Source organism: Rhizobium sp. NZLR10 (assembly GCF_019685125.1).
In the GTDB taxonomy this organism is placed as follows: Bacteria; Pseudomonadota; Alphaproteobacteria; order Rhizobiales; family Rhizobiaceae; genus Rhizobium.
This window is the reverse complement of sequence record NZ_JABDWE010000010.1, coordinates 170,267-190,450: the sequence shown is the minus strand read 5'-3', so window position 1 is coordinate 190,450 and position 20,184 is coordinate 170,267. Positions and strand designations below refer to the sequence as shown.

Here is a 20,184-nt window from a genome sequence, read left to right as displayed (position 1 = left end):
AGCATGATGTCTTTCGAAAACAGCGCACACTTTTCGGCATCATGCTCTATCGAAGAAGTGGAGCATGCCGCCGCCGCATGCCCCAAAAGACGGGACACTCTTGATGATAACAGTTTTCGGGTCCATCAACATGGACCTCATCGCCACGACCGAGCGCCTGCCGAAGCCCGGCGAAACGGTGGCCGGCAACGGTTTTGCCACAGCCGCCGGCGGCAAGGGCGCCAACCAGGCGCTGGCAGCGCGGCGCGCCGGCCGCTATGTGCATATGGCCGGCGCCGTCGGCAAGGATAGCTTCGCCGCCGATGCCCTTTCCCTGCTCGATGATGCAGGAACCGATCTTTCTCTCGTCAAACATGTCGACGGTCCCACCGGCACGGCGCTGATCCTTGTCGGCGGCGACGGCGAAAACATGATCGCCGTCGTTCCCGGCGCCAACGGCCTGGTCGCGCCTGAGGATGCCGAGACGGCGATCGGCGGCATGAAGGAAGGCGATATCCTGATGCTGCAGCTCGAAGTGCCGGCTGCAGCCGTCGAACGCGCCCTGTCGGCCGCCCGCGCCAAAGGCGTCACCAGCATCCTCAACCTTGCTCCTTTGATCTCCGATGCGCCGCGTCTCGGCCGACTTGCCGATATCGTCATCGCCAACGAGACCGAGTTCGAGCGGCTGGCCGGCCAAGATGGCATGGATGCGCAGGCGCGTGAGGCAGCCCTGACCCGGCTGCATGCCGAAACCGGCCAGACGTTGATCGTGACGCTTGGCGGCGACGGCGTCGTCGCCATCCGCGATGGGGCGGTTTCAAGGGCGCAGGGCCTGAAGATCGAACCCGTCGATACGGTCGGCGCCGGCGACACCTTCTGCGGCTATTTCGCTGCGAGCCTCGACGAGGGCCTCGATTTTGCCTCGGCGCTGCGCCGTGCGGCCGTTGCCGGTTCGCTCGCCTGCCTCAAATCAGGGGCACAGCCTTCGATCCCTTCGGGTGAAGACGTCGCAGCCCGGATATAGCGGGGTTTCCTTGCGAAGCCGCCGGTAAAACTCCTGCTGTTTCAGGGAATTCCGGCGGTTTTTGCCTGACGCGCATCGCATCGAAGGTGATTCATGCGGCGCGCTTTCTGCAGATCCTTATCGCAAAACTGCTGCACAGGTTTGCAGGGCCTGGTTCACGCAGCGTTCGACGTCTGCTCTTCATTGAGGAAGGCGTAGATCGCCGAAGCGGAATCGGTGGCGCGCAGCTTGGCGACCAGATCGTGATCGCGCAGCACGCGGGCAATCCGCGACAGGGCCTTGAGATGATCAGCACCCGCGCCCTCCGGCGCCAGCAGCAGGAAGACGAGATCGACAGGCTGGTCGTCCAGGGCCTCGAAATCGACAGGCTGCTCCAGCCGGGCGAAGATGCCGACGATCGAATGGATGTTGACCAGCTTGCCGTGAGGAATGGCGATGCCGTTGCCGACGCCGGTCGAGCCAAGGCGTTCGCGCTGCAGGATGACGTCGAAAATCTCCCGTTCGGAGAGCCCGGTGATCCTGGCGGCTCTTGCGGCCAATTCCTGAAGCAGCTGTTTCTTGGAATTTACTCTGAGGGCGGGAATGATCGCATCCTGATGGAGCAAATCTGCCAATGCCATTTCTTTTTCCTTCTGTCGCCTTGATCAAATGCAAGGAGCGGCGGCAATACCGCCGCTCATAGCCCTGATCTCAGCCTTTGATATTGGCTGAATCGATCCAGCCAATATTTCCGTCGTGCCGACGGTAAACGATATTCAGATGTTCCTTGCCGGGGCTGCGGAACAGGAGAAGCGGCTCGTCGGTCATGTCGAGCGCCATTACGGCGGTGGCCACCGACATGGTCTTCAGCTGCTTCGTGCTTTCGGCGACGATCGCGGGCGCGAAATCGTCGGGGATTTCATCTTCGTGGTCAGGAACGGAATCCATGACCGTGTAGGCGACTTCTGCAAAACCGTTCAGATGGTTTCCGGCGTGATGGTCCTTCAGCTTGCGCTTGTAGCGGCGCAGCCGTTTTTCGATGCGCTGGGAAGCGGCGTCGAAAGCCAGCTGCGGGTCCGTCGCCTCGCCGGCCGCATGCAGCACCACCCCACTGTCGAGATGAAGCTTGCAGTCTGCCGAGTAACGAGAACTCGCCTTTTCCACGGTCACCTGACCCGAATATCCCCCGTCGAAGTATTTCGTGATGGCCATACCAATTTGGTCCTCGATCTTTTGACGGAACGAGTCACCAATTTCCATATGTTTACCGGACACACGCACACTCATGGAGTTTCCCTTCTTATCGTCGTTTGCGGGTATCAGTTTACGCCAAGCCTCAGGTTCATCCAAGCACTTCGCGCAATCTCAAGCAAGATCGGCGTCAGCCTGGGGGTCCTTGGTGCCCTTCTGATGCTGGGGATAACTCCAGACGCCGTTTGCGGCATCGATTGCGGCGGGCTTCTAGCCAGCCGTTGTCGAAAAGTCAATAGGGCGAAAAACCGCGATGCTAATGCGCGTGCTGCGTGCGACAGGCGCGTGCGAATACAGGGCCTGCCGCCGACCGCCAGCCAATGATTTCTAGACACTTCTCGCCTTGATTGCACTCACCCTTGCCGGGATCGTCATGGCTGCGACACCGAGGATGACGCAAACGAGTCCAATCCAGGCCGTCGGGCTCAGCCTTTCGCCGAGGAAAACGATGCCGATCGTCACTCCGATCGGCACCCTGAGATAGGCTTGCGACGTCGTTCCGACCGAACCCAGCGTCTGGACGAGACGGAAATAGATCGCAAAGGCAAGGGCCGTCGAAAAGGCGGAAAGAGCCAGCAGCGCCAGGATCGATGCGCCCGAGGGATCGAGCGTCCACGGCCGGTCGACGACGAGGCTGACCGGCAAGAGTATGACCGCGCCTGAGATCAACGAGCCGGCCGCCGGCACGGCGGGTTCGAGCCCCTTGAAGTTCTTGCTGAAAATCGCCGCGCCTGCATAGCAGGCGGTCGCCAGGATGATGGCGAGTTGCGCCATCAGGCTTTTGCCGAGACCGCCGAGCACCTCGACGCCGATGACCAGGCAGATACCGGCAAGCCCTGATATGACGCCGAAAAGCTTTCGCGCCGTCACCTGCTCATGGCGGGCTATCAGCACGGTCAGCAGGAAGGTGAAGATCGGCGTTGCCGAATTGAGGATCACAGCCAGCCCGGCATCTACGGACTGCTCCGCCCAGGCGATCAGCGTGAAGGGAATGACGCTGTTCAGACAGGCCTGAATGAAAAAACGCCGCCACATCGCGCGGTCACTGGGCAGGCGGATTCGTCGATAGCGGAGGACGACAAGCAGGATGCCGCCGGCAATCAGCGTGCGGACGGCGATCAACGTCACCGGCGGGATCGTCTCGACACCGATCTTGATGAAAGTATAGGAGGCCCCCCAAAGGGTTGCCAGCACCAGCAGCAGGAGAAGCTCCCTGGCAAGCTTCGGATTGTGCGGCGTCATGGTCGGCTTTCCCAAGTTCGTTCAAGACGTCAGAGAAATAGCGGGATTTGGAGCTCGATGCTTCGATCAAGACCGAAGCATTGCGGCGTCAGAAGCCGGCGACCTTGGCGAGCGCCCGCTTTTCGCGGCGCCGCTGGACCGAAGAGGCGATGTTCATGGCCTCCCGGTATTTCGCAACCGTGCGGCGGGCGAGATCCACGCCGCCCTTCTTCAGCATGTCGACGATATCGTCGTCGGAGAGCACCGCGTCAGGGCTCTCCTGCATGATCAGCGCGCGGATCTTGTGACGCACGGCTTCGGCCGAATGGCTGTCGCCACCGGCGACGGCGCTGATCGAGACGGTGAAGAAATATTTGAGCTCGAAGAGACCGCGCGGCGTCAGCATGTATTTGTTCGAGGTGACACGGCTGACGGTGGATTCGTGCATCTTGATCGCCTCGGCGACCGTCTTCAGGTTCAGCGGACGCAGGTGGTCGACGCCGTAAAGCAGGAAGGCGTCCTGCTGGCGGACGATCTCGCTTGCCACCTTCATGATGGTCTTCGCCCGCTGGTCGAGGCTGCGCGTCAGCCAGTTGGCGCTCTGCAGACAATCGGAGAGGAAGGCGTGATCTTCGCCATTCCGGGTCACGCGGGAAAAGTAGGACTGGTTGACGAGCACCCGCGGCAGCGTATCCGGATTGAGCTCGACCAGCCAGCCGGTATCCGAGGAGACTCTGACGACCACGTCAGGCATGATCGCTTCGGAAACACCGGCTTCGAAACCGCTGCCGGGCTTGGGATTAAGCTGGCGGATTTCACCGAGCATGTCGAGAAGGTCCTCCTCGTCGACGCCGCAGAGCCGCTTCAGCGTGGCGAAATCGCGTCGCGCCAACAGTTCGAGGTTTTCGACGAGCGCCTGCATGGCCGGGTCGTATCGATCCTTCTGCCGGAGCTGGATCGCCAGGCATTCCGCGAGACTGCGGGCGAAAACCCCCGGCGGATCGAGCGTCTGGAGGGCGGCAAGCACGCGCTCGGCGGCCGTGAGGCTGGTGCCCAGCCGCTCACCGGTCTCGACTTGCAGATAACCGGCATCGTCAAGCTGATCGACGAAGTTCTGCGCGATCAGCCGATCGGCAACGTCAGGCAGGACGAAGGGAATCTGCTGGGCGAGATGATCGCGCAGCGACACCTGTCCGGCGACGAAATCGTCGAGATCATAATCAGCGCCCTCGCCGCCGCTGCCCGGCATCGATTTCCACTGGCCGACCAACTCCGGCGCATCGAGGCGCTGCGGCGCGCTGTCATCGGGAAAGACATTGGTATAGTTGGCGTCGAGTTCGTCGTTCAGCCGGCTGGTGCTGGCACTGCCGCCATTGTCGTACCAGTCGCTGGAGAGCGCTTCGGTGCGGTTGTCGTAGCCGTCGTCCGAGCCTGCATCCTCCGGCGGATGACCATAAGGCTCGTCTTCGGCTTCGCCACGTTCGCCCCCTGCCTCGCCGTCATTCGACGGAAATTCGAGCAGCGGGTTCTTCTCCACTTCCTGGGCGATGAACTGGCTGAGTTCGACATGCGTCATCTGCAGCAACTGGATGGATTGCATCAGTTGCGGTGTCATCACCAGGGATTGGTTCTGGCGCAGGAAAAGACTGGCGGACAGTGCCATGACGGACGCGAAACTCCCTCGATTCCTCCGGGAAACCGCGTCCGATCAAGGCTTCAGGCCGCGGAAGTCCAACTGGCCCAAAAATTGCTTTTTTATCTCATTTGGTCAAGCGGAACTGTGTCGGCGCGGTTAATTTCTGTGGTGGGACAGGTGCAGCCGGAAGGCCTGCGCCGTTTCAGGACGACTGGGGCGCACCTTCTCTGTCTTGGCATCGTCCGCGTTCAGAGGCTGAAATTGTCGCCGAGATAGAGCCGGCGCACTTCCGGATTGTTGACGATGTCATTTGCCCGGCCATGGGTCAGCACCTCACCGGCATGGATGATGTAGGCCCGGTCGATCAGGCCTAGGGTCTCGCGCACATTGTGGTCGGTGATGAGAACGCCGATGCCGCGCGCGGTCAGGTGGTGGACGAGATTCTGGATGTCGGCGACCGAGATCGGGTCGACGCCGGCGAAGGGCTCGTCGAGCAGCATGAAGGTCGGATCGGTCGCAAGGGCGCGCGCGATTTCGAGGCGGCGACGCTCACCGCCTGACAGAGCGACGGCGGCAGTCTTGCGCAGCTTCTGGATATGAAACTCCTCCAGCAGCTCGTTCAGCTTCTGCTCGCGCTCGGCCTTGTCCTTGACATGCACTTCGAGCACGGCACGGATATTCTCTTCCACGGTCAAGCCGCGGAAGATCGAGGCTTCCTGCGGCAGGTAACCGACGCCGAGGCGTGAGCGGCGGTACATCGGCATGGTCGTGACATCGTTGCCGTCGATCTCGATCGTGCCTTCATCCACCGGCACGAGGCCGGTGATCATATAAAAACAGGTGGTCTTGCCGGCGCCGTTCGGTCCGAGCAGGCCGACGGCCTCGCCCCGGCGCACCACCAGAGAGACGCCGTTGACGACCCGACGCGTCGCATAGGTCTTCGTCAGACCGCGTGCGATGAGCGTTCCCTGATAGCGGCTCTTGTCGGCGGCACCCGCAGCTTGTGGCCCGGGCTTGCCGAACATGGTGGATAGCGATGATAATTTCACGTGGGAGGCCGGCTTCTCAGTTCTGCTTCTGCTGTGCATTCGGCTGCGATTTCGGATCGAGCTGAATCTGGACACGACCGCCGCAGCTTTCAAGCTCCGCCTGGCCGGTCTGCATGTGAACCGTCAATTTGCAGCCGGTGAAGACGTTCGGCCCATCCGACAGAATGACCTTATTTCCCTGATCCGCCGTCAGGGTGAATGTCTGCGAGGCCATGTCGAAATTGCCGTCATCGGCGGTCGCAGTCTGCGTGCCCGAGGTCAGCAAGACCTTGTCCGTCACCAGGATCTTGTCGATATCGGCACTTCCCGATGCAAGCGAGGCCGACTGCTGCGGCTGCGTTGCCGGTTGGGCGGCAGGTTGCGCCCCGTCCGCCGCCGGCTTTGCCGCCTTGTCCTTGTAATAGACGGTCATCTTGCCGGACTGCATCGTCGTCGTCCCCTGAACGACCTTGACTTTGCCGGTGAACAACGCGGTGTGTTCCTGGTCGTGAATCTCCAGCTTATCGCTTTCGATCTGGATCGGCTGGTCGTTGGAAAGCTTCATGCCCGGCATCGAGGCCGTCGCCTGCTGCGCGCCCGCGCCCGATGCCGTCAGAATAAGGGCAAACGCGCCGGCAATGAACGCCAGGCCAGTCTTGCAAGTGGAAATGCGACAATCTTTTGTCATGGATGACCCGGCTGGTTAAGTGCCCTGTTTATGGATGGTGGATGGATCGACATTCATGCGAACATTTCCCTCGAATGTGATCACGCGCCCCTTATCGGTTATCTGGAGCGTCTTCGCAACAATGGAGGCATTGTCCTTGGTGATGGTGACGGGGTCGTCGCTCTTCATGTTTCCGCCCTTGATGTCGAGCTGGGCGGACTGGAAATTCGCGTTGAGGCCGCTGCTCAGCACCAGGGTGAAGGGGGCCGTCATATGCAGGTTGTCGGTAGCGCGATTGTAATCCGCCGTCGAGGCGACGACACGGGCGATCAGCCCGTCATTCATCGGCACGGCAGCCTTGATGGTCTCAAGCGTGATGAGATCGGGATTGCGGATATCCTGCAACGCCCTTTCGGCGAGCATCGAATAGTTGATGCCGTCGGAATTGCGTCCAGCGATCGCCGGCTTTTCCATCACGACCTTGCCGTTCTCGATCTTGGCGCCTTCCATCTTGATATTCTCGGGCAGATAGATGCTAACCAACGCCACCGCCGTCAGGCCAGCCGCGATGATGAGGGCCGCCACCGGCAACAAGATCTTCAGCCGCCGCACGCGGGCGGAATGGAACAACGCATCGCCATAGGCGCTCTTGCCGGACCTGGCGTAGGCGGCATGTCCGTTGTTCTTCAGGGTATCGAGCATAGGCCTCGTCCATGTGCGGTGATCGCCGCGCCTTCATAACAAAGGCGGCCCGCCAATCACAGTTCGTTTCGCATTATTACATTGGCTTGCCAATATGGAATTTTTTCTGCAACAAGCAACAAAACGGAAAAACATCAAAAAGTGGCATTCGTACGCGCCGCTGCCACCTATTTCACCGGATTGGTCGGCTGCATGCCGAAGCCGGTGCCAGCGCTGGAGGTTTCTATGGACAGTTCGATGATTGCCGATCGCCGGCGGCTGCGCCGCAAGCTCTGGTTCTGGCGCCTGCTCGCGGTGGCCCTCGTCGTGGCGCTTGGTTTCGCCTTCTACAGCTTCACCGTCGGCGACACCAAGACGGGCCGCCCGCATATCGCCCATGTGACGATATCGGGGCTGATCGTCGACGATGACGAGCTTCTGGAGCGGCTGAAGAAGGTCGAGACCAGCGACCAGGTAAAGGCCGTGGTGATTTCGATCTCCTCGCCAGGCGGCACCACCTATGGCGGCGAAAAAATCTTCAAGGCGATCCGGGCGATATCAGCCAAGAAACCTGTCGTCTCCGACGTGCGCACGCTTGCCGCTTCGGCCGGCTACATGATCGCCACTGCCGGCGACACGATCATCGCCGGCGACAGCTCGATCACCGGCTCGATCGGCGTCATCTTCCAGTATCCGCAGATCCAGCCGCTGCTCGACAAGATCGGCGTCTCGCTGCAGGAGATCAAGTCCTCGCCGCTGAAGGCCGAGCCCTCGCCCTTCCACGAGGCGAGCGAGGAAGCCAAGGCAATGATCCGCAATATGGTGGTCGACAGCTATAACTGGTTCGTCGATCTGGTCGCCGACCGGCGCAAGCTGCCGCGCGACGAGGTGCTGAAACTCGCCGATGGCACGATCTATACCGGCCGCCAGGCGCTGAAGGTGAAACTCGTCGATACGATCGGCGGCGAGGCGGAAATCCGTGCCTATCTCAAATCGCGCGGCGTCGACGCCGACCTGCCGATGGTGGACTGGGACAAGAAGAGCAATACGCCCTTTCTGCTCGCTGGGGCTGTTTCGCGGTTGATTACGATCTTCGGTTATGATGATCTCGTGAAAGGCCAGGATATCAATGGAATCCTGCCCCCAAAGTTGCTTCTTGACGGGCTGCTTTCAGTTTGGCAGGTTGGCCACGATTGATAAGAAATCAATAATTTAAGGGGGCGAACGTGATCAAGTCCGAATTGGTGCAGATTGTTGCGGCACGCAACCCGCATCTCTATCATCGCGATGTCGAGAATATCGTCAACGCGGTTCTCGACGAGATCACGGATGCACTGGCTGCTGGCAACCGCGTCGAATTGCGCGGCTTTGGCGCGTTTTCGGTGAAGAACCGCCCTTCCCGCTCCGGACGCAACCCGCGCACCGGCGATACCGTCTTCGTCGAGGAGAAGTGGGTTCCCTTCTTCAAGACCGGCAAGGAGCTGCGCGAGCGGCTCAATCCCGGCCAGGCCGACGAAGAGGATTGAGTCTCAGCCGCCTGCGGCGAATCCGCACTTGAACTCGAAGGCCGTTTTCCTATTCTGCTTGCATATCGGCCCCGAAAATCGGAATCGATTTTCGGGGCCGATGTGTTGATAAAAGGCTTGAAACGCGCCAGGAAAGACCGGCGCAATCCGGCATGTGGGGACCTCAAATGGCCAAGAAGATCGTCAACCTGTTGATTCTGCTGCCGCTCGGCGTCATCCTCATCATCTTTTGCGTCGCCAACCGGCAGAGCGCTACGCTCGCCTTCAACCCGTTCCGGCCTGACGATCAGGTGCTTGCAATTTCTGCGCCCTTCTTCGTCTTCCTGTTCATTGCCCTGATCACAGGCATGCTGATCGGTTCAGCCGCCACCTGGTTCAGCCAGGGCAAACACCGCAAGCGCGCCCGCACCGAAGCCAAGGAAGCCATCCGCTGGCAGGGTGAAGCCGACCGCCACAAGAACCGCGCCGAGGAAATCGCCGGGCAGCTGCCGTCGCGGTAACAGGCTCAATGCCGGGGACGCTTCGGCGGTCGGTCAATCCGGAAAAAAGCTCAGTTCCTCGTAGTCGCCCTCCGGCGAGGTGCCGTTGCCGGTCACCTGGAAACCGTGGGCGAGGTAGAACGCTTTCGCTCTGCCGTTCTTCACCAGGCATTTCAGCCGGTACCGGTGTTGCGGCCATTCGGGCAGCGCCTGCAGCAGCGACGTACCGGCACCAAAGCCCTGGAAGTCCGGGCTGATATAGAGCATGTGAATGAAATCATCGGCCGGCCAGAGCGACAGGAAGCCGGCTACACTGCCGTTTTCATGCTCGCAGACGAAGACCGTCTCGCCATTGGTATGGGCGGCAAAATCCTCACGGTAGAACTTGCCGGGGTCGACCCAGACGAATGTTTGGCGACGCACGGAAAGATAAATCTCCGCGAGCATTTCCTGGTCTTCCGCGCGCGGCGGCCTGATTGTCCACGTCATGACGTCGATTTAACCCAAGCCCCTATCCCCGCCAAGCCCAAAGCGCGCGATCAGCCGGCCGCCATCTTCGCGATGACGGCGGCATTGATATCCGAAAAGAACCGTTCGGCGAGCTTCTGCGAGGTCGAATCGAGCAGGCGTGCGCCGAGCTGGGCGAGCCTGCCGCCGAGTTCGGCTTTTGCCCGATAATGCAGGATGGTCTCGGCGCCGCTTTGCTCGAGCACGATATCGGCACTGCCTTTGGCGAAGCCGGCAAGACCGCCCTTGCCCTCGGCCGACAGCGTGTAGCTCTTCGGCGCATCGACATTGGAAAGCGTCAACACCCCATGGAAGGTGGCCGACAACAGGCTGAACTTGACCTTGATCGTCGCCTCGAAGGCATCTGGCGACAGCCGCTCGATGCCCTGGCAGCCTGGAATGCAACCGCGCATGATTTCAGGATCGTTGAGCGCTGCCCAGACGACGTCCCGCGGCGCGGCGATGCGTTCTTCGCCGGTGAAGTCCATTCGATAGCCCCATCTCCGATTCGTCCACCTTATCCCAGTGGAAAAGCCTTTTGCCAAGGCGGGGAGGAATGTTATCTCGCTCGTTGCGGAGCAAGGAATTGGCGATGAGTGACGAATTGAAGCCCTGGAGCGTTACGGCAAGCCGCATCGCCTATGAGGACCGCTGGATTCGGGTCCGTAGCGACGATTGCGTCACCGCCGATGGGACCGTCATCGCGCCCTTCCATGTGCTCGACTATCCCGACTGGATCAACGTCGTGCCTGTCATGCCCGACGGCGTGTGCTGCTGACCCGGGAATATCGGCACGGGCGCGGCGAGATCCTCCACGGCCTCGTTGCCGGCGGCGTCGAACCGGCGGACAGCGAGATCGGCGATGCGGCGTTGGCGGCAGCCAGGCGCGAACTGCGGGAAGAGACCGGCTATGAAGCCTCGACCTTCGTCAAGCTGCTGACCTCCTATCCGAATGCCGCAAGCCACAGCAACGCGGTGACGAGCTGGCTGGCGCTCGGCCTCAGCAGGGTCGGCGAACCGCGTTTCGACCCCGGCGAGAAGGTCGAGCTGCTGTTTGCGGATCTTGCCGCCATCCTTGGCGACCTGCAATCCGGCGCGCTCATCATGCAGTCGATGCATGTCGCAGCCCTCTATGCGGTGGAAAGCTGGCTTCGCAGGCAGTCGTCCGAAGGCTTGGAAATTACTGCCATGCCGGCGCGCAGTTGATCCGGCACGGTTTTCTGGGCTACTGCATACTTCAAAGGGCGCTGTGAAGGACGCAGACCCATTGTGATACCCCCGACAGAGACGCGGAAGAGCACGTTGAAACAGAGAGAACGCCGGCCAGGCCAGAAGAAGACCTCAGGTTCTTCTGGTGAAAGCCGCAGGGACGATCGGGCCAGCCGGCCGCCGAAGCCGGTCGCGCAGCCTGCGGCCAGCCGCGAGACGGTGCGCGAGGCGGCTGTGCCTGCCGCTATCGAGCGTCCGCTGATGACCCGCAGCGGCGAGCGTCCGACCGAGCGCGTGCCCGTCATCCTCGAATCGCTCGGGGCCGGCGACTTCCACCTGATCGACAGTGGCAACGGCGAAAAGCTCGAGCAATACGGCCCCTACCGTATCATCCGCCCGGAGGCCCAAGCGCTATGGCGGCCATCGCTGCCGCCGCATGTCTGGGAAAAGGTCGATGCCGTCTTCACCGGCGATACCGACGAGGAAGGCACCGGCCGCTGGCGCTTCCCCAAGGAGGCGTTGGGCGAGGCCTGGCCACTCAATCTGCTCGGCGTCGATTTCCTCGGCCGCTTCACATCCTTCCGCCATGTCGGTGTCTTCCCCGAGCAGATCGTGCACTGGAGCTGGATGAAGGACCAGGTCGAAAAGGCCGGCCGGCCGCTGAAGGTGCTGAATCTTTTCGGCTATACCGGCGTCGCCTCGCTGGTTGCCGCCGCAGCCGGCGCCGAGGTCACCCATGTCGACGCGTCGAAAAAGGCAATCGGCTGGGCGCGCGAGAACCAGGCGCTCGGGCGCATGGAGAAGCTGCCGATCCGCTGGATCTGCGAGGATGCGATGAAATTCATCCTGCGTGAGGAACGTCGCGGCAGCCAATACGACATCATTCTCACCGATCCACCGAAATTCGGCCGCGGCCCGAACGGCGAAGTCTGGCATCTATTCGAACACCTGCCATTGATGCTCGATGTCTGCCGCGAGATCCTGTCGCCGAAGGCGGTGGGTCTGGTACTGACGGCCTATTCGATCCGCGCCAGCTTCTATTCGATCCACGAACTGATGCGCGAGACGATGCGGGGCGCCGGCGGGGTGGTCGAATCCGGCGAACTGGTCATCCGCGAAGCGGGCCTCGACGGCAAGACACAGGGCCGCGCGCTTTCCACTTCCCTCTTTTCCCGCTGGGTGCCGAAATGAGCAAGGACTTCCACGATCAGGGACCGCGCAGGGTCGGACAGGTGAAGGAAGTCACCTCGCTTGCCAATCCCATCATCAAGGACATCAAAGCGCTGACGAACAAGAAGTCGCGGGAGGAAAGCGGGACTTTCCTGGCCGAAGGACTAAAGCTCGTCATCGATGCGATCGAACTCGGCTGGACGATCCGCACCCTGGTTTATGCCAAGGCGGCCAAGGGCAAGCCGCTGGTCGAGCAGATGGCGGCGAGGACCGTCGCCTCGGGCGGGCTGGTGCTCGAAGTCAACGAAAAGGTGATTGCCTCGATCACTCGCCGCGACAATCCGCAGATGGTGGTCGGCATCTTCGAGCAACGCTGGGCGCCGCTTAAGGGTATCCGGCCGAGGGAGGGCGAGACCTGGGTGGCGCTCGACCGGGTGCGCGACCCCGGCAATCTCGGCACCATCATCCGCACGGCGGATGCAGCCGGCGCTTCCGGCGTCATTCTGATCGGAGAGACGACCGATCCCTTCTCGCTCGAAACGGTGCGGGCCACCATGGGCTCGGTCTTCGCCGTTCCGGTCGCACGCGCAACGCCGGAGGAATTCATCGCCTGGCGGAAATCGGCCGGCGTTTCCGTGGTCGCGACGCATCTTGCCGGCGCGGTCGATTACCGCACGATCGACTACCGGAAAAAGCCCGTCGTGCTGTTGATGGGCAACGAGCAATCCGGCCTGCCGGACCAGCTGGCCAGGGAGGCCGACGCGCTTGCCCGCATTCCGCAGCAGGGCCGCGCCGATTCCTTGAACCTTGCCGTCGCCACTGCCGTCATGCTTTTCGAAGCCCGCCGCCATCTCCTCTCACTTGCCGAGGGCAAATGACCGAACAGACGTATGCCCGCCCCGCGCTGTTTTCGCGCCCGGCGCCGATCCTCTTCTTCATCGTCGTCGCCGTTCTTATCGACCAGGCCGTCAAGATCGCCGTCGATCATTACCTGCCGCTGCAGGAGGCCGTGCCCGTTATTCCGATGCTGGCGCTCTACCGCACCTACAATCTCGGCGTCGCCTTTTCGATGCTGTCGGGCATGGACGGCTGGTTCATCGTCGGCATGCGGCTCATCATCGTCGCCTTCGTCATCTGGCTGTGGAACCGCACGGCGAAGGACCGCTGGCTCGCCCATCTCGGTTATGCGCTGATCATCGCCGGCGCGATCGGCAATCTCGTCGACCGCTTCGCCTATGGCCATGTGATCGATTACATTCTTTTCCACACCGAAAGCTGGTCCTTCGCGGTGTTCAATCTCGCCGACAGCTTCATCACCATCGGGGCCGGCTGCGTCATTCTCGACGAGCTGCTGCTGCCGAAAAAGGCCGGCCGCTAAAATCTTATCGAATTCCTGAAGGCATTCGGAAGAGGCCTCATGTTATCAAAATAGCATGCAGAGTCTGGGACAGTTGCAGGAAAGATTGTCCGCCGCCTTCGGCGGACCCGCCGCCAAGCCGCATAAAGAGCGGATGGGGGCCTCCTCCTTGCGACCGGCCGCGTCGGCGCCTGAGGCAGCCGATGACAACGAAATGGGGCCGGCAACGACACGGCGCCTGCTGGTCTACTGGCTTGGTGGCGCCGGCCTTCTTACCGCGATGATCCTGACGCTGCTTGCCCATGCCGGCGATCCGCTGCTGCTTTCGGGCGGTCTTGTCGTTCTCGGCCTTGCCGTCATCGCCAGTTACGCCGTCCTGATGGTTCGCCGGCGCATAGCCCCGCCCGGCGGCAAATCCCTGCCGGATTGGAACGATGGCGCAAAGCTGTTTGCCGACGTGCACGACGTACTCGGCGACATCACCGTCAGCCGCAGCATGGACCGGCGCATCATCTCTGCCAACGACACGTTTCGCCGCCTGACCGGGCGGCTGCGTCCGGAAGGACGGAGTTGCGAGGAGATCGGGCTTGCCTTCCGCCCCGGCCCGATACCGCACTGCTTTGACGTCGAGATCTCGACGCCGGACGGCCAGCGCATCTTTCTCTGGCGCGACGTCGTCACCCGCGACCCGGCAAACGGCCGTCTGCTGCTGCAGAGCGTCGCGCGTGATGTGACCGACGAGCGGCTGATCGCGCAGGGCCGCGAGGAGGCCCGCCAGAAGGCCGAATATAACAGCGCCGCCAAATCGAGGCTGCTTGCGACCGTCAGTCACGAGGTGCGCACGCCGCTTTCCGGCATCCTCGGCATGACGCATCTGCTCGCCGAGACGCGGCTGACGCAGGAGCAGCAGAACTATCTCGCCAATATCCGCCAGTCCGGCCACGCGCTGACCCAGCTCGTCGAGGATCTGCTCGATTTCTCCACCATCGAGGTCGGCCGCTTCGCGCTGCACCCGCGCTCGGAATCGCTGCGCAAGCTTCTGGAAAGCGTTGTCGAGATGCTCGCCCATCGGGCGCATGAAAAAGGAATCGAGATCGGCGCCACGGTGTCATCCGACGTGCCGGAAAATATGAGCTTCGATCCGGCGCGGCTGCGCCAGGTTCTGTTCAACGTCATCGGCAATGCCGTGAAGTTCACCCAGGTCGGCGGCGTCTTCATTCGCGTGACGCTCGACGCAGACGACCTATCGATCACCGTCACCGATAGCGGTCCCGGCATGACGGCGGAGGAGCAGGCGCGCGTCTTCGGCGAGTTCGAGCAAGGCGGGACCGGTGCCGACAGGAGCAGCGGCACCGGGCTCGGCCTTGCCATCTCCGCCCGCATCATGCGCGAATTCAACGGCACGCTCACGGTCGCGAGCGAAAAGGGCAGAGGCAGCGAATTCACCATCCGCTTCCCTGTCGATATCGGCAGCGAGCGCCCCGACAGGCGAAATACGCTGCTTGCCGGCAACAGCGTCGTGCTGTTGGCGCCGGCGGGTGCCGCGCGCACCGCCATCGCCGAGACGATCACCACGCTCGGCGGTCTCTGCCATCTCGTCGCAGACGGCGAGAGCGCGCGGGCAGCGCTGCTCGGCTTGGCCAACGGCGGAAAGCGGCCGACCGATATCATCATCGACCATCGCATGTCGGCGGAATTTTCCACCCATCTTGCCGACCGCGCCGAAATCGCCGCCCTTGGCCTGCGCAAGGTCCTGCTCGTCAATCCGGAAGAGCGCAGCGCCCATCCGCTCGACCTCTTCGATGCCTGGCTCATCCGGCCGTTGCGCGAACAGTCGCTGATCGACGTGCTGCGCGGGCGCATGCGCGGCATGGAGAAGCGCGACGCGCTGAACGACAATCAGCCGGGCTTCGGCCTTTCGGTGGCGGAGACGCTGGTTACAGCCAGCGGGCTCAACATCCTGCTTGGCGAGGACGATCCGATCAATGCCATGCTGGTGCGCGTCGTGCTCGAAAAGGGCGGGCATAATGTGCGCCATGTCGAGGATTTCGAGGCGCTGCTCGACTGCGCTCTCTGCGAGGCGAATGCCCGGCCCGATATCATCATCAGCGACCTGTCGATGCCTGGCGGCAACGGCATCGACATGCTGGGACGCCTGCGCGGCCACGAAAGGCGGCTCGACCTTGCCCCGGTACCGGTGATCGTGCTCACCGCCGACAAGAGCGACGAATCGCGTCGTCAGGTCTTGTTGAACGGCGCCAACCGCGTCATGGTAAAGCCCGTCGACCCGGTTCGGTTGCTGACCGAAGTTCAAGCGGTCGCCGCACTTTCCGCCCGTCGGGCAGAGGCGCGGTAACGTGCCGCGGGGCCAGCATGCGTCTTGCGCTGGGAAATCCAATATGTCACTTTCCTGTCGCAGAGAAGTGTTTTATGGCGTCGATAAACCGGCAACGGGAGAATCGTCATGTCCGCCATCGACATCCTGAATCGTGACACCACCGCCGAGGCTGCACCGCCCCCGACGGCGGCTGCGCAGAAGGACGGCGATATCCTCGGCCGCATCGGTAATCTGGAAACCCGCCTCGCCCGCACGGCGCGCGAAATCGATGCCGCCCAGGCCGTGCGCTACCGCGTCTTCGTCGACGAAATGAAGGCACAACTGCCGCTTGACGCCATGCGCCGCCAGCGGGATGTCGATGCCTATGACGCCTTCTGCGACCATCTTCTCGTTCTCGACCGCACGATCGAGGGTGATCCGGAAGACCAGATCGTCGGCACCTACCGGCTGCTGCGCCAGGATGTCGCCCTCTCCAATGGCGGTTTTTACTCGGCTTCCGAATTCGAGATCGACGACCTCATTGCCAAACATTCGGACAAGCGCTTCATGGAGCTTGGCCGTTCCTGCGTGCTGCCGGAATACCGCACCAAGCGCACCGTCGAACTCCTGTGGCAGGGCAACTGGGCCTATGCGCTGAAGCACGGCGTCAGCGCCATGTTCGGCTGCGCCTCGTTCCCCGGCGTCTATCTGGAAAGCCATGCGCTGGCGCTGTCTTTCCTCTACCACAATGTGCTGGCGAAGAACGAATGGGCCGTCAGCGCACTGCCGCATCTCGCCCGCAACATGGACCTGATGCCGGTCGAGGCGGTCAACCCGAAGCGGGCGCTGATGGCGCTGCCGCCGCTGATCAAGGGTTATATGCGCCTTGGTGCGATGGTCGGCTCCAGCGCCGTGGTCGATCATGCCTTCAACACGACCGACGTGCTGATCGTGCTGCCGATCTCCAGCATTTCCGACCGCTACCTGAATTATTATGGCGCCGACGCCGGCCGTTTCGCGAGCTAAACGCTGAAGCCTTTGTTTTTATGCATGTCGTTGTCCCGAAACCGCTGCACACTTTCGGGCGGCATGCACCTGCAATGCTTCAGGGCACGATCTCTATCGGTGTCTGGTTGGGGACACGCGCCCAAATATCGCGCATCTCCGCGTTGGTGACGGCAATACACCCGTCGGTCCAATCCCACAGTCGATGATATATCCGAGCAGGCCCCAACCATTGGGAAGCCCGCGGATCACGATATTGCCGCCAGGCGGAAAGCCACCGGCTTCGGCGTTGTGCCGATCATCCGGGTTTGGATAGGAAATGTGCAGACTGAGATGCGCCATGGAGTCTGGATTTCGCCAGTCGATTTCGTAACGCCCTTCCGGTGTTTTCTCGTCACCTTCTCGTTGCTTGGGGCCCTCATTCGGTAGCCGACCCCAGAGAAAGCCGGTTTATCGAGATGGGCGCATCGCCTCTAAGAAGAACCATGCGACGTTCGGATTTATAAACGCGAACGAGGTCAGCCCGCTGCTCCAACGGCGCATCTGGAGGCCGCGAGCCCGAGCCGACCTTGGCCATCAATTTCGTGTAAGCGAAGAGGCTGGCGACCACGACGGCTGAAACGACAAGTTTGTTCTCAACATGATCCTCGCCTTTAAGCGGGCGGAAGGGGCTTTATCTTATCCGCGCCATGCAGAAGATGCCGCTCTCGCCGCCATTCTATAGCCGCGCAAGTACCTGCCCGACGCGCTGTCGGCCAAGCACTGAATTCCGTCCCTATACGGGAGAAAGTTACGAACCCGCGCCATAAGCGGCGATCGCCGCCATGTTGACGATGTCGCTGTCCTTGGCGCCCATCGAGGTGATCTGCACCGGCTTGTCGACGCCGACGAGGATCGGGCCGATTACCGTGGAGCCGCCGAGCTCCTGCAGCATCTTGGTCGAGATCGAGGCCGAGTGGAAAGCCGGCATGACCAGCACGTTGGCAGGACCGGACAGGCGGCAGAACGGATATTGCTCCATCACCTTGCGGTTCAGAGCGACGTCGGCGGCCATCTCGCCGTCATATTCGAAATCGACGCGACGCTTGTCGAGGATTTTCACCGCCTCGCGCACCCGCTCCGAGCGTTCGCCGGAGGGATGGCCGAAGGTGGAATAGGCCAGCAGGGCGACACGCGGCGGATAGCCCATGCGCCGCGCCAGACCCGCAGCCTCTTCGGCGATATCGGCAAGCTCCTCGGCTGTCGGCATGTCGTGTACGGCGGTATCGGCCACGAAGACCGTGCGGCCGCGGCAAAGCGCCAGCGATACGCCGATGATGCGGTGGCCGGGCTTCTTGTCGATGCAGCGGCGCACATCTTCGAGCGCCGTCGAATAGTTGCGGGTGATGCCGGTCACCATGCCGTCGGCGTCGCCGAGCGCTACCATGGTGGCGGCGAAATGGTTGCGGTCGTTGTGGATCAGCCGCTGGGCGTCGCGGTAGAGGTAACCCTGCCGCTGCAGCCTGGCATAGAGATAGTCGATATAGGCCTCGACCCGGGTCGAAATACGGGCATTGACGATCTCGAGGCCCGGCCGGTTGAGATCGATGCCGGCGCGTTCCGCCGTTGCCCGGATCAGATCCTCGCGGCCGAGCAGGATAGCGGTGCCGAGCTGCTGGTTGGCATAGGACATCGCGGCTCGCAGGACCTGTTCCTCCTCGGCCTCGGCAAAGACGATCCGCTTCGGGTGCCGGCGCACACGCTCGTAGAGCCGTGCCAAGGTCGAGGCGATCGGATCGCGGCGCGCCGAAAGCTCGCGGGCGTAACCGGCCATATCGGTGATGACCTTGCGGGCGACGCCGCTTTCGATCGCCGCTTCAGCGACCGCGACCGGGATTGCCGAGATCAGCCGCGGATCGAAGGGGACGGGGATGATGTATTGCGATCCGAAACGCGGCCGGTTGCCCTGATAGGCGGCCACCACGTCATCGGGCACATCCTCGCGGGCAAGATTTGCCAGCGCCTTGACGGCGGCGATCTTCATCGCGTCGTTGATTGTGGAGGCACGGACATCGAGAGCGCCGCGGAAGATATAGGGAAAACCGAGGACGTTGTTGACCTGGTTCGGATAATCCGAACGGCCGGTCGCCATGATGGCGTCGTCGCGGATGCGGGCCACCTCTTCCGGGGTGATCTCGGGATCGGGATTGGCCATGGCGAAGATGATCGGCCGCTCGGCCATCGAGCGGATCATCTCGGCCGAGAAGGCGCCCTTCTGCGACAGGCCGAAAACGACGTCGGCGCCCTCCATCGCCTCCTCAAGCGTGCGCGTGTCGGTCTTTGCCGCATGCGCCGATTTCCACTGGTTCATGCCTTCGGTGCGACCCTGGTAGATGACGCCCTTGGTGTCGCAGAGGATGATGTTCTCAGGCGCAAAGCCCATCGCCTTGATGAGCTCGATACAGGCGATCGCCGCAGCACCGGCACCATTGCAGACGAGCTTCGTCGTCTTCAGGTCGCGGCCGGTCAGCTCCAGCGCGTTGATCAGGCCGGCGGCGGCGATGATTGCCGTTCCGTGCTGGTCGTCATGGAAGACGGGAATATCCATCAGCTCGCGCAGCCGGCTTTCGATGACGAAGCAGTCCGGCGCCTTGATATCCTCGAGGTTGATGCCGCCGAAGGAGGGGCCGAGGAAACGCACGCAATTGATGAACTCGTCGACATTTTCCGTATCGATCTCGAGGTCGATGGAATCGACGTCGGCGAAGCGCTTGAACAGCACTGCCTTGCCTTCCATGACGGGCTTGGAGGCCAGCGCACCGAGATTGCCGAGACCGAGGATCGCCGTGCCATTGGAAATGACCGCGACCATGTTGCCGCGCGCCGTGTAATCATAAGCCGTCTGCGGGTCGGCGGCGATCGCCTTGACCGGCACGGCAACACCCGGCGAATAGGCAAGCGAGAGGTCGCGCTGCGTCGCCATCGGCTTGGTCGGGACGACTTCCAGTTTCCCTGGGCGGCCCATGGCGTGAAATTCAAGCGCCTCCTGGTCGGTAACTGATGTCGCCGGCCGGTCCTTCTTATCGATATCGGGCATAAATCCTCCAACGTCTTGTGGGCGACGCTTTGCTCTTCCTCAAATGCTGTTGTCATCTATAGCGGCGCGCGG

19 protein-coding genes and 2 pseudogenes are annotated in these 20,184 nt (G+C 62.0%); 10 read left to right on the top strand and 11 right to left on the bottom strand.

Translation table 11 applies throughout. The annotated features are described in order from the left end of the window. Positions 1-103: 103 nt before the first annotated feature. Positions 104-1,003: a ribokinase gene (locus HJB82_RS17130; protein WP_221140729.1), complete on the top strand. Its 900-nt coding sequence runs from the start codon at positions 104-106 to the stop codon at positions 1,001-1,003. 155 nt (positions 1,004-1,158) lie between these two features. Here HJB82_RS17130 and ptsN read toward each other — a convergent pair whose 3' ends face one another. The 7 genes from ptsN to lptC all read right to left on the bottom strand — a co-directional run bounded on the left by ptsN (position 1,159) and on the right by lptC (position 7,487). Continuing rightward, positions 1,159-1,623 (bottom strand): PTS IIA-like nitrogen regulatory protein PtsN, encoded by a 465-nt coding sequence (gene ptsN / locus HJB82_RS17125; RefSeq protein ID WP_003570770.1) that lies wholly within the window; start codon positions 1,621-1,623, stop codon positions 1,159-1,161. A gap of 70 nt (positions 1,624-1,693) precedes the next feature. Next, positions 1,694-2,269, bottom strand: coding sequence for a ribosome hibernation-promoting factor, HPF/YfiA family (hpf, locus tag HJB82_RS17120; RefSeq protein WP_007633740.1), 576 nt, complete (start codon positions 2,267-2,269; stop codon positions 1,694-1,696). A gap of 291 nt (positions 2,270-2,560) precedes the next feature. Then, a complete protein-coding gene (locus HJB82_RS17115; RefSeq protein ID WP_207582666.1) occupies positions 2,561-3,475 on the bottom strand; it encodes a DMT family transporter in 915 nt (304 codons plus the stop codon). Between the two features lie 88 nt (positions 3,476-3,563). Continuing rightward, positions 3,564-5,117 (bottom strand): RNA polymerase factor sigma-54, encoded by a 1,554-nt coding sequence (gene rpoN / locus HJB82_RS17110; protein WP_207582665.1) that lies wholly within the window; start codon positions 5,115-5,117, stop codon positions 3,564-3,566. 221 nt (positions 5,118-5,338) lie between these two features. Further along, positions 5,339-6,115: an LPS export ABC transporter ATP-binding protein gene (gene lptB, locus HJB82_RS17105; protein WP_007633745.1), complete on the bottom strand. Its 777-nt coding sequence runs from the start codon at positions 6,113-6,115 to the stop codon at positions 5,339-5,341. Between the two features lie 40 nt (positions 6,116-6,155). Further along, positions 6,156-6,806, bottom strand: a complete 651-nt coding sequence (locus HJB82_RS17100; RefSeq protein WP_207582664.1) for an LptA/OstA family protein — start codon at positions 6,804-6,806, stop codon at positions 6,156-6,158. 15 nt (positions 6,807-6,821) lie between these two features. Next, the gene (gene lptC, locus HJB82_RS17095; protein WP_207582663.1) at positions 6,822-7,487 is read right to left on the bottom strand and encodes an LPS export ABC transporter periplasmic protein LptC; all 666 of its coding nucleotides are present in this window, start codon (positions 7,485-7,487) and stop codon (positions 6,822-6,824) included. A 225-nt stretch (positions 7,488-7,712) separates the two neighbouring features. Between lptC and sppA the strand changes: the two genes are divergently transcribed. The 3 genes from sppA (at position 7,713) to HJB82_RS17080 (ending at position 9,492) form a co-directional block, all read left to right on the top strand. Further along, on the top strand, positions 7,713-8,663 hold the full coding sequence (gene sppA, locus HJB82_RS17090; protein WP_207584241.1) for a signal peptide peptidase SppA: 951 nt from the start codon (positions 7,713-7,715) through the stop codon (positions 8,661-8,663). Positions 8,664-8,692: 29 nt separating this feature from the next. Next, the gene (locus HJB82_RS17085; RefSeq protein ID WP_003544934.1) at positions 8,693-8,992 is read left to right on the top strand and encodes an integration host factor subunit beta; all 300 of its coding nucleotides are present in this window, start codon (positions 8,693-8,695) and stop codon (positions 8,990-8,992) included. 167 nt (positions 8,993-9,159) lie between these two features. Next, on the top strand, positions 9,160-9,492 hold the full coding sequence (locus tag HJB82_RS17080; protein WP_164006301.1) for a DUF1049 domain-containing protein: 333 nt from the start codon (positions 9,160-9,162) through the stop codon (positions 9,490-9,492). Between the two features lie 33 nt (positions 9,493-9,525). On the opposite strand, the gene HJB82_RS17075 is transcribed toward HJB82_RS17080, so the two are convergent. Beyond that, positions 9,526-9,960, bottom strand: a complete 435-nt coding sequence (locus tag HJB82_RS17075) for a GNAT family N-acetyltransferase (RefSeq protein WP_221117806.1) — start codon at positions 9,958-9,960, stop codon at positions 9,526-9,528. Positions 9,961-10,010: 50 nt separating this feature from the next. Then, positions 10,011-10,466 carry a carbon monoxide dehydrogenase subunit G gene (locus HJB82_RS17070; RefSeq protein ID WP_207582661.1) on the bottom strand — a complete coding sequence of 152 codons (456 nt, stop codon included), beginning with the start codon at positions 10,464-10,466 and terminating at the stop codon, positions 10,011-10,013. Positions 10,467-10,534: 68 nt separating this feature from the next. On the opposite strand from HJB82_RS17070, the pseudogene HJB82_RS17065 reads away from it, so the two are divergent. The 6 genes and pseudogenes from HJB82_RS17065 to HJB82_RS17040 all read left to right on the top strand — a co-directional run bounded on the left by HJB82_RS17065 (position 10,535) and on the right by HJB82_RS17040 (position 17,057). Next, positions 10,535-11,184, top strand: a pseudogene (locus HJB82_RS17065) (NUDIX hydrolase). A 96-nt stretch (positions 11,185-11,280) separates the two neighbouring features. Continuing rightward, on the top strand, positions 11,281-12,378 hold the full coding sequence (locus HJB82_RS17060; RefSeq protein ID WP_207582660.1) for a class I SAM-dependent methyltransferase: 1,098 nt from the start codon (positions 11,281-11,283) through the stop codon (positions 12,376-12,378). Further along, positions 12,375-13,235, top strand: coding sequence for an RNA methyltransferase (locus HJB82_RS17055; protein WP_207582659.1), 861 nt, complete (start codon positions 12,375-12,377; stop codon positions 13,233-13,235). Before HJB82_RS17060 ends, HJB82_RS17055 begins: the two co-directional genes overlap by 4 nt. Further along, a complete protein-coding gene (gene lspA, locus HJB82_RS17050) occupies positions 13,232-13,735 on the top strand; it encodes a signal peptidase II (protein ID WP_207582658.1) in 504 nt (167 codons plus the stop codon). Before HJB82_RS17055 ends, lspA begins: the two co-directional genes overlap by 4 nt. A 55-nt stretch (positions 13,736-13,790) precedes the next feature. Further along, the gene (locus tag HJB82_RS17045; protein WP_221140727.1) at positions 13,791-16,070 is read left to right on the top strand and encodes an ATP-binding protein; all 2,280 of its coding nucleotides are present in this window, start codon (positions 13,791-13,793) and stop codon (positions 16,068-16,070) included. 108 nt (positions 16,071-16,178) lie between these two features. Then, positions 16,179-17,057, top strand: coding sequence for a GNAT family N-acetyltransferase (locus HJB82_RS17040; protein ID WP_221117808.1), 879 nt, complete (start codon positions 16,179-16,181; stop codon positions 17,055-17,057). A 79-nt stretch (positions 17,058-17,136) separates the two neighbouring features. On the opposite strand, the pseudogene HJB82_RS31640 reads toward HJB82_RS17040, so the two are convergent. Both HJB82_RS31640 and HJB82_RS17035 read right to left on the bottom strand, forming a co-directional pair. After that, positions 17,137-17,613, bottom strand: a pseudogene (locus HJB82_RS31640) (murein L,D-transpeptidase family protein). Between the two features lie 213 nt (positions 17,614-17,826). After that, positions 17,827-20,112 carry an NADP-dependent malic enzyme gene (locus tag HJB82_RS17035; RefSeq protein WP_207582655.1) on the bottom strand — a complete coding sequence of 762 codons (2,286 nt, stop codon included), beginning with the start codon at positions 20,110-20,112 and terminating at the stop codon, positions 17,827-17,829. Positions 20,113-20,184 lie beyond the last annotated feature (72 nt).

What these genes read in the sequence shown, in the direction of transcription:
- HJB82_RS17040 (WP_221117808.1), top strand. Translation starts at nt 16,179, where the DNA reads ATGTCCGCCATCGACATCCTGAATCGTGACACCACCGCCGAGGCTGCA.
- HJB82_RS17080 (WP_164006301.1), top strand. Translation starts at nt 9,160, where the DNA reads ATGGCCAAGAAGATCGTCAACCTGTTGATTCTGCTGCCGCTCGGCGTC.
- hpf (WP_007633740.1), bottom strand. Translation starts at nt 2,269, where the DNA reads ATGAGTGTGCGTGTGTCCGGTAAACATATGGAAATTGGTGACTCGTTC.
- HJB82_RS17055 (WP_207582659.1), top strand. Translation starts at nt 12,375, where the DNA reads ATGAGCAAGGACTTCCACGATCAGGGACCGCGCAGGGTCGGACAGGTG.
- HJB82_RS17115 (WP_207582666.1), bottom strand. Translation starts at nt 3,475, where the DNA reads ATGACGCCGCACAATCCGAAGCTTGCCAGGGAGCTTCTCCTGCTGCTG.
- lspA (WP_207582658.1), top strand. Translation starts at nt 13,232, where the DNA reads ATGACCGAACAGACGTATGCCCGCCCCGCGCTGTTTTCGCGCCCGGCG.
- HJB82_RS17100 (WP_207582664.1), bottom strand. Translation starts at nt 6,806, where the DNA reads ATGACAAAAGATTGTCGCATTTCCACTTGCAAGACTGGCCTGGCGTTC.
- HJB82_RS17130 (WP_221140729.1), top strand. Translation starts at nt 104, where the DNA reads ATGATAACAGTTTTCGGGTCCATCAACATGGACCTCATCGCCACGACC.
- HJB82_RS17045 (WP_221140727.1), top strand. Translation starts at nt 13,791, where the DNA reads ATGCAGAGTCTGGGACAGTTGCAGGAAAGATTGTCCGCCGCCTTCGGC.
- HJB82_RS17075 (WP_221117806.1), bottom strand. Translation starts at nt 9,960, where the DNA reads ATGACGTGGACAATCAGGCCGCCGCGCGCGGAAGACCAGGAAATGCTC.
- HJB82_RS17035 (WP_207582655.1), bottom strand. Translation starts at nt 20,112, where the DNA reads ATGCCCGATATCGATAAGAAGGACCGGCCGGCGACATCAGTTACCGAC.
- lptB (WP_007633745.1), bottom strand. Translation starts at nt 6,115, where the DNA reads ATGTTCGGCAAGCCCGGGCCACAAGCTGCGGGTGCCGCCGACAAGAGC.
- lptC (WP_207582663.1), bottom strand. Translation starts at nt 7,487, where the DNA reads ATGCTCGATACCCTGAAGAACAACGGACATGCCGCCTACGCCAGGTCC.
- ptsN (WP_003570770.1), bottom strand. Translation starts at nt 1,623, where the DNA reads ATGGCATTGGCAGATTTGCTCCATCAGGATGCGATCATTCCCGCCCTC.
- sppA (WP_207584241.1), top strand. Translation starts at nt 7,713, where the DNA reads ATGGACAGTTCGATGATTGCCGATCGCCGGCGGCTGCGCCGCAAGCTC.
- HJB82_RS17070 (WP_207582661.1), bottom strand. Translation starts at nt 10,466, where the DNA reads ATGGACTTCACCGGCGAAGAACGCATCGCCGCGCCGCGGGACGTCGTC.
- rpoN (WP_207582665.1), bottom strand. Translation starts at nt 5,117, where the DNA reads ATGGCACTGTCCGCCAGTCTTTTCCTGCGCCAGAACCAATCCCTGGTG.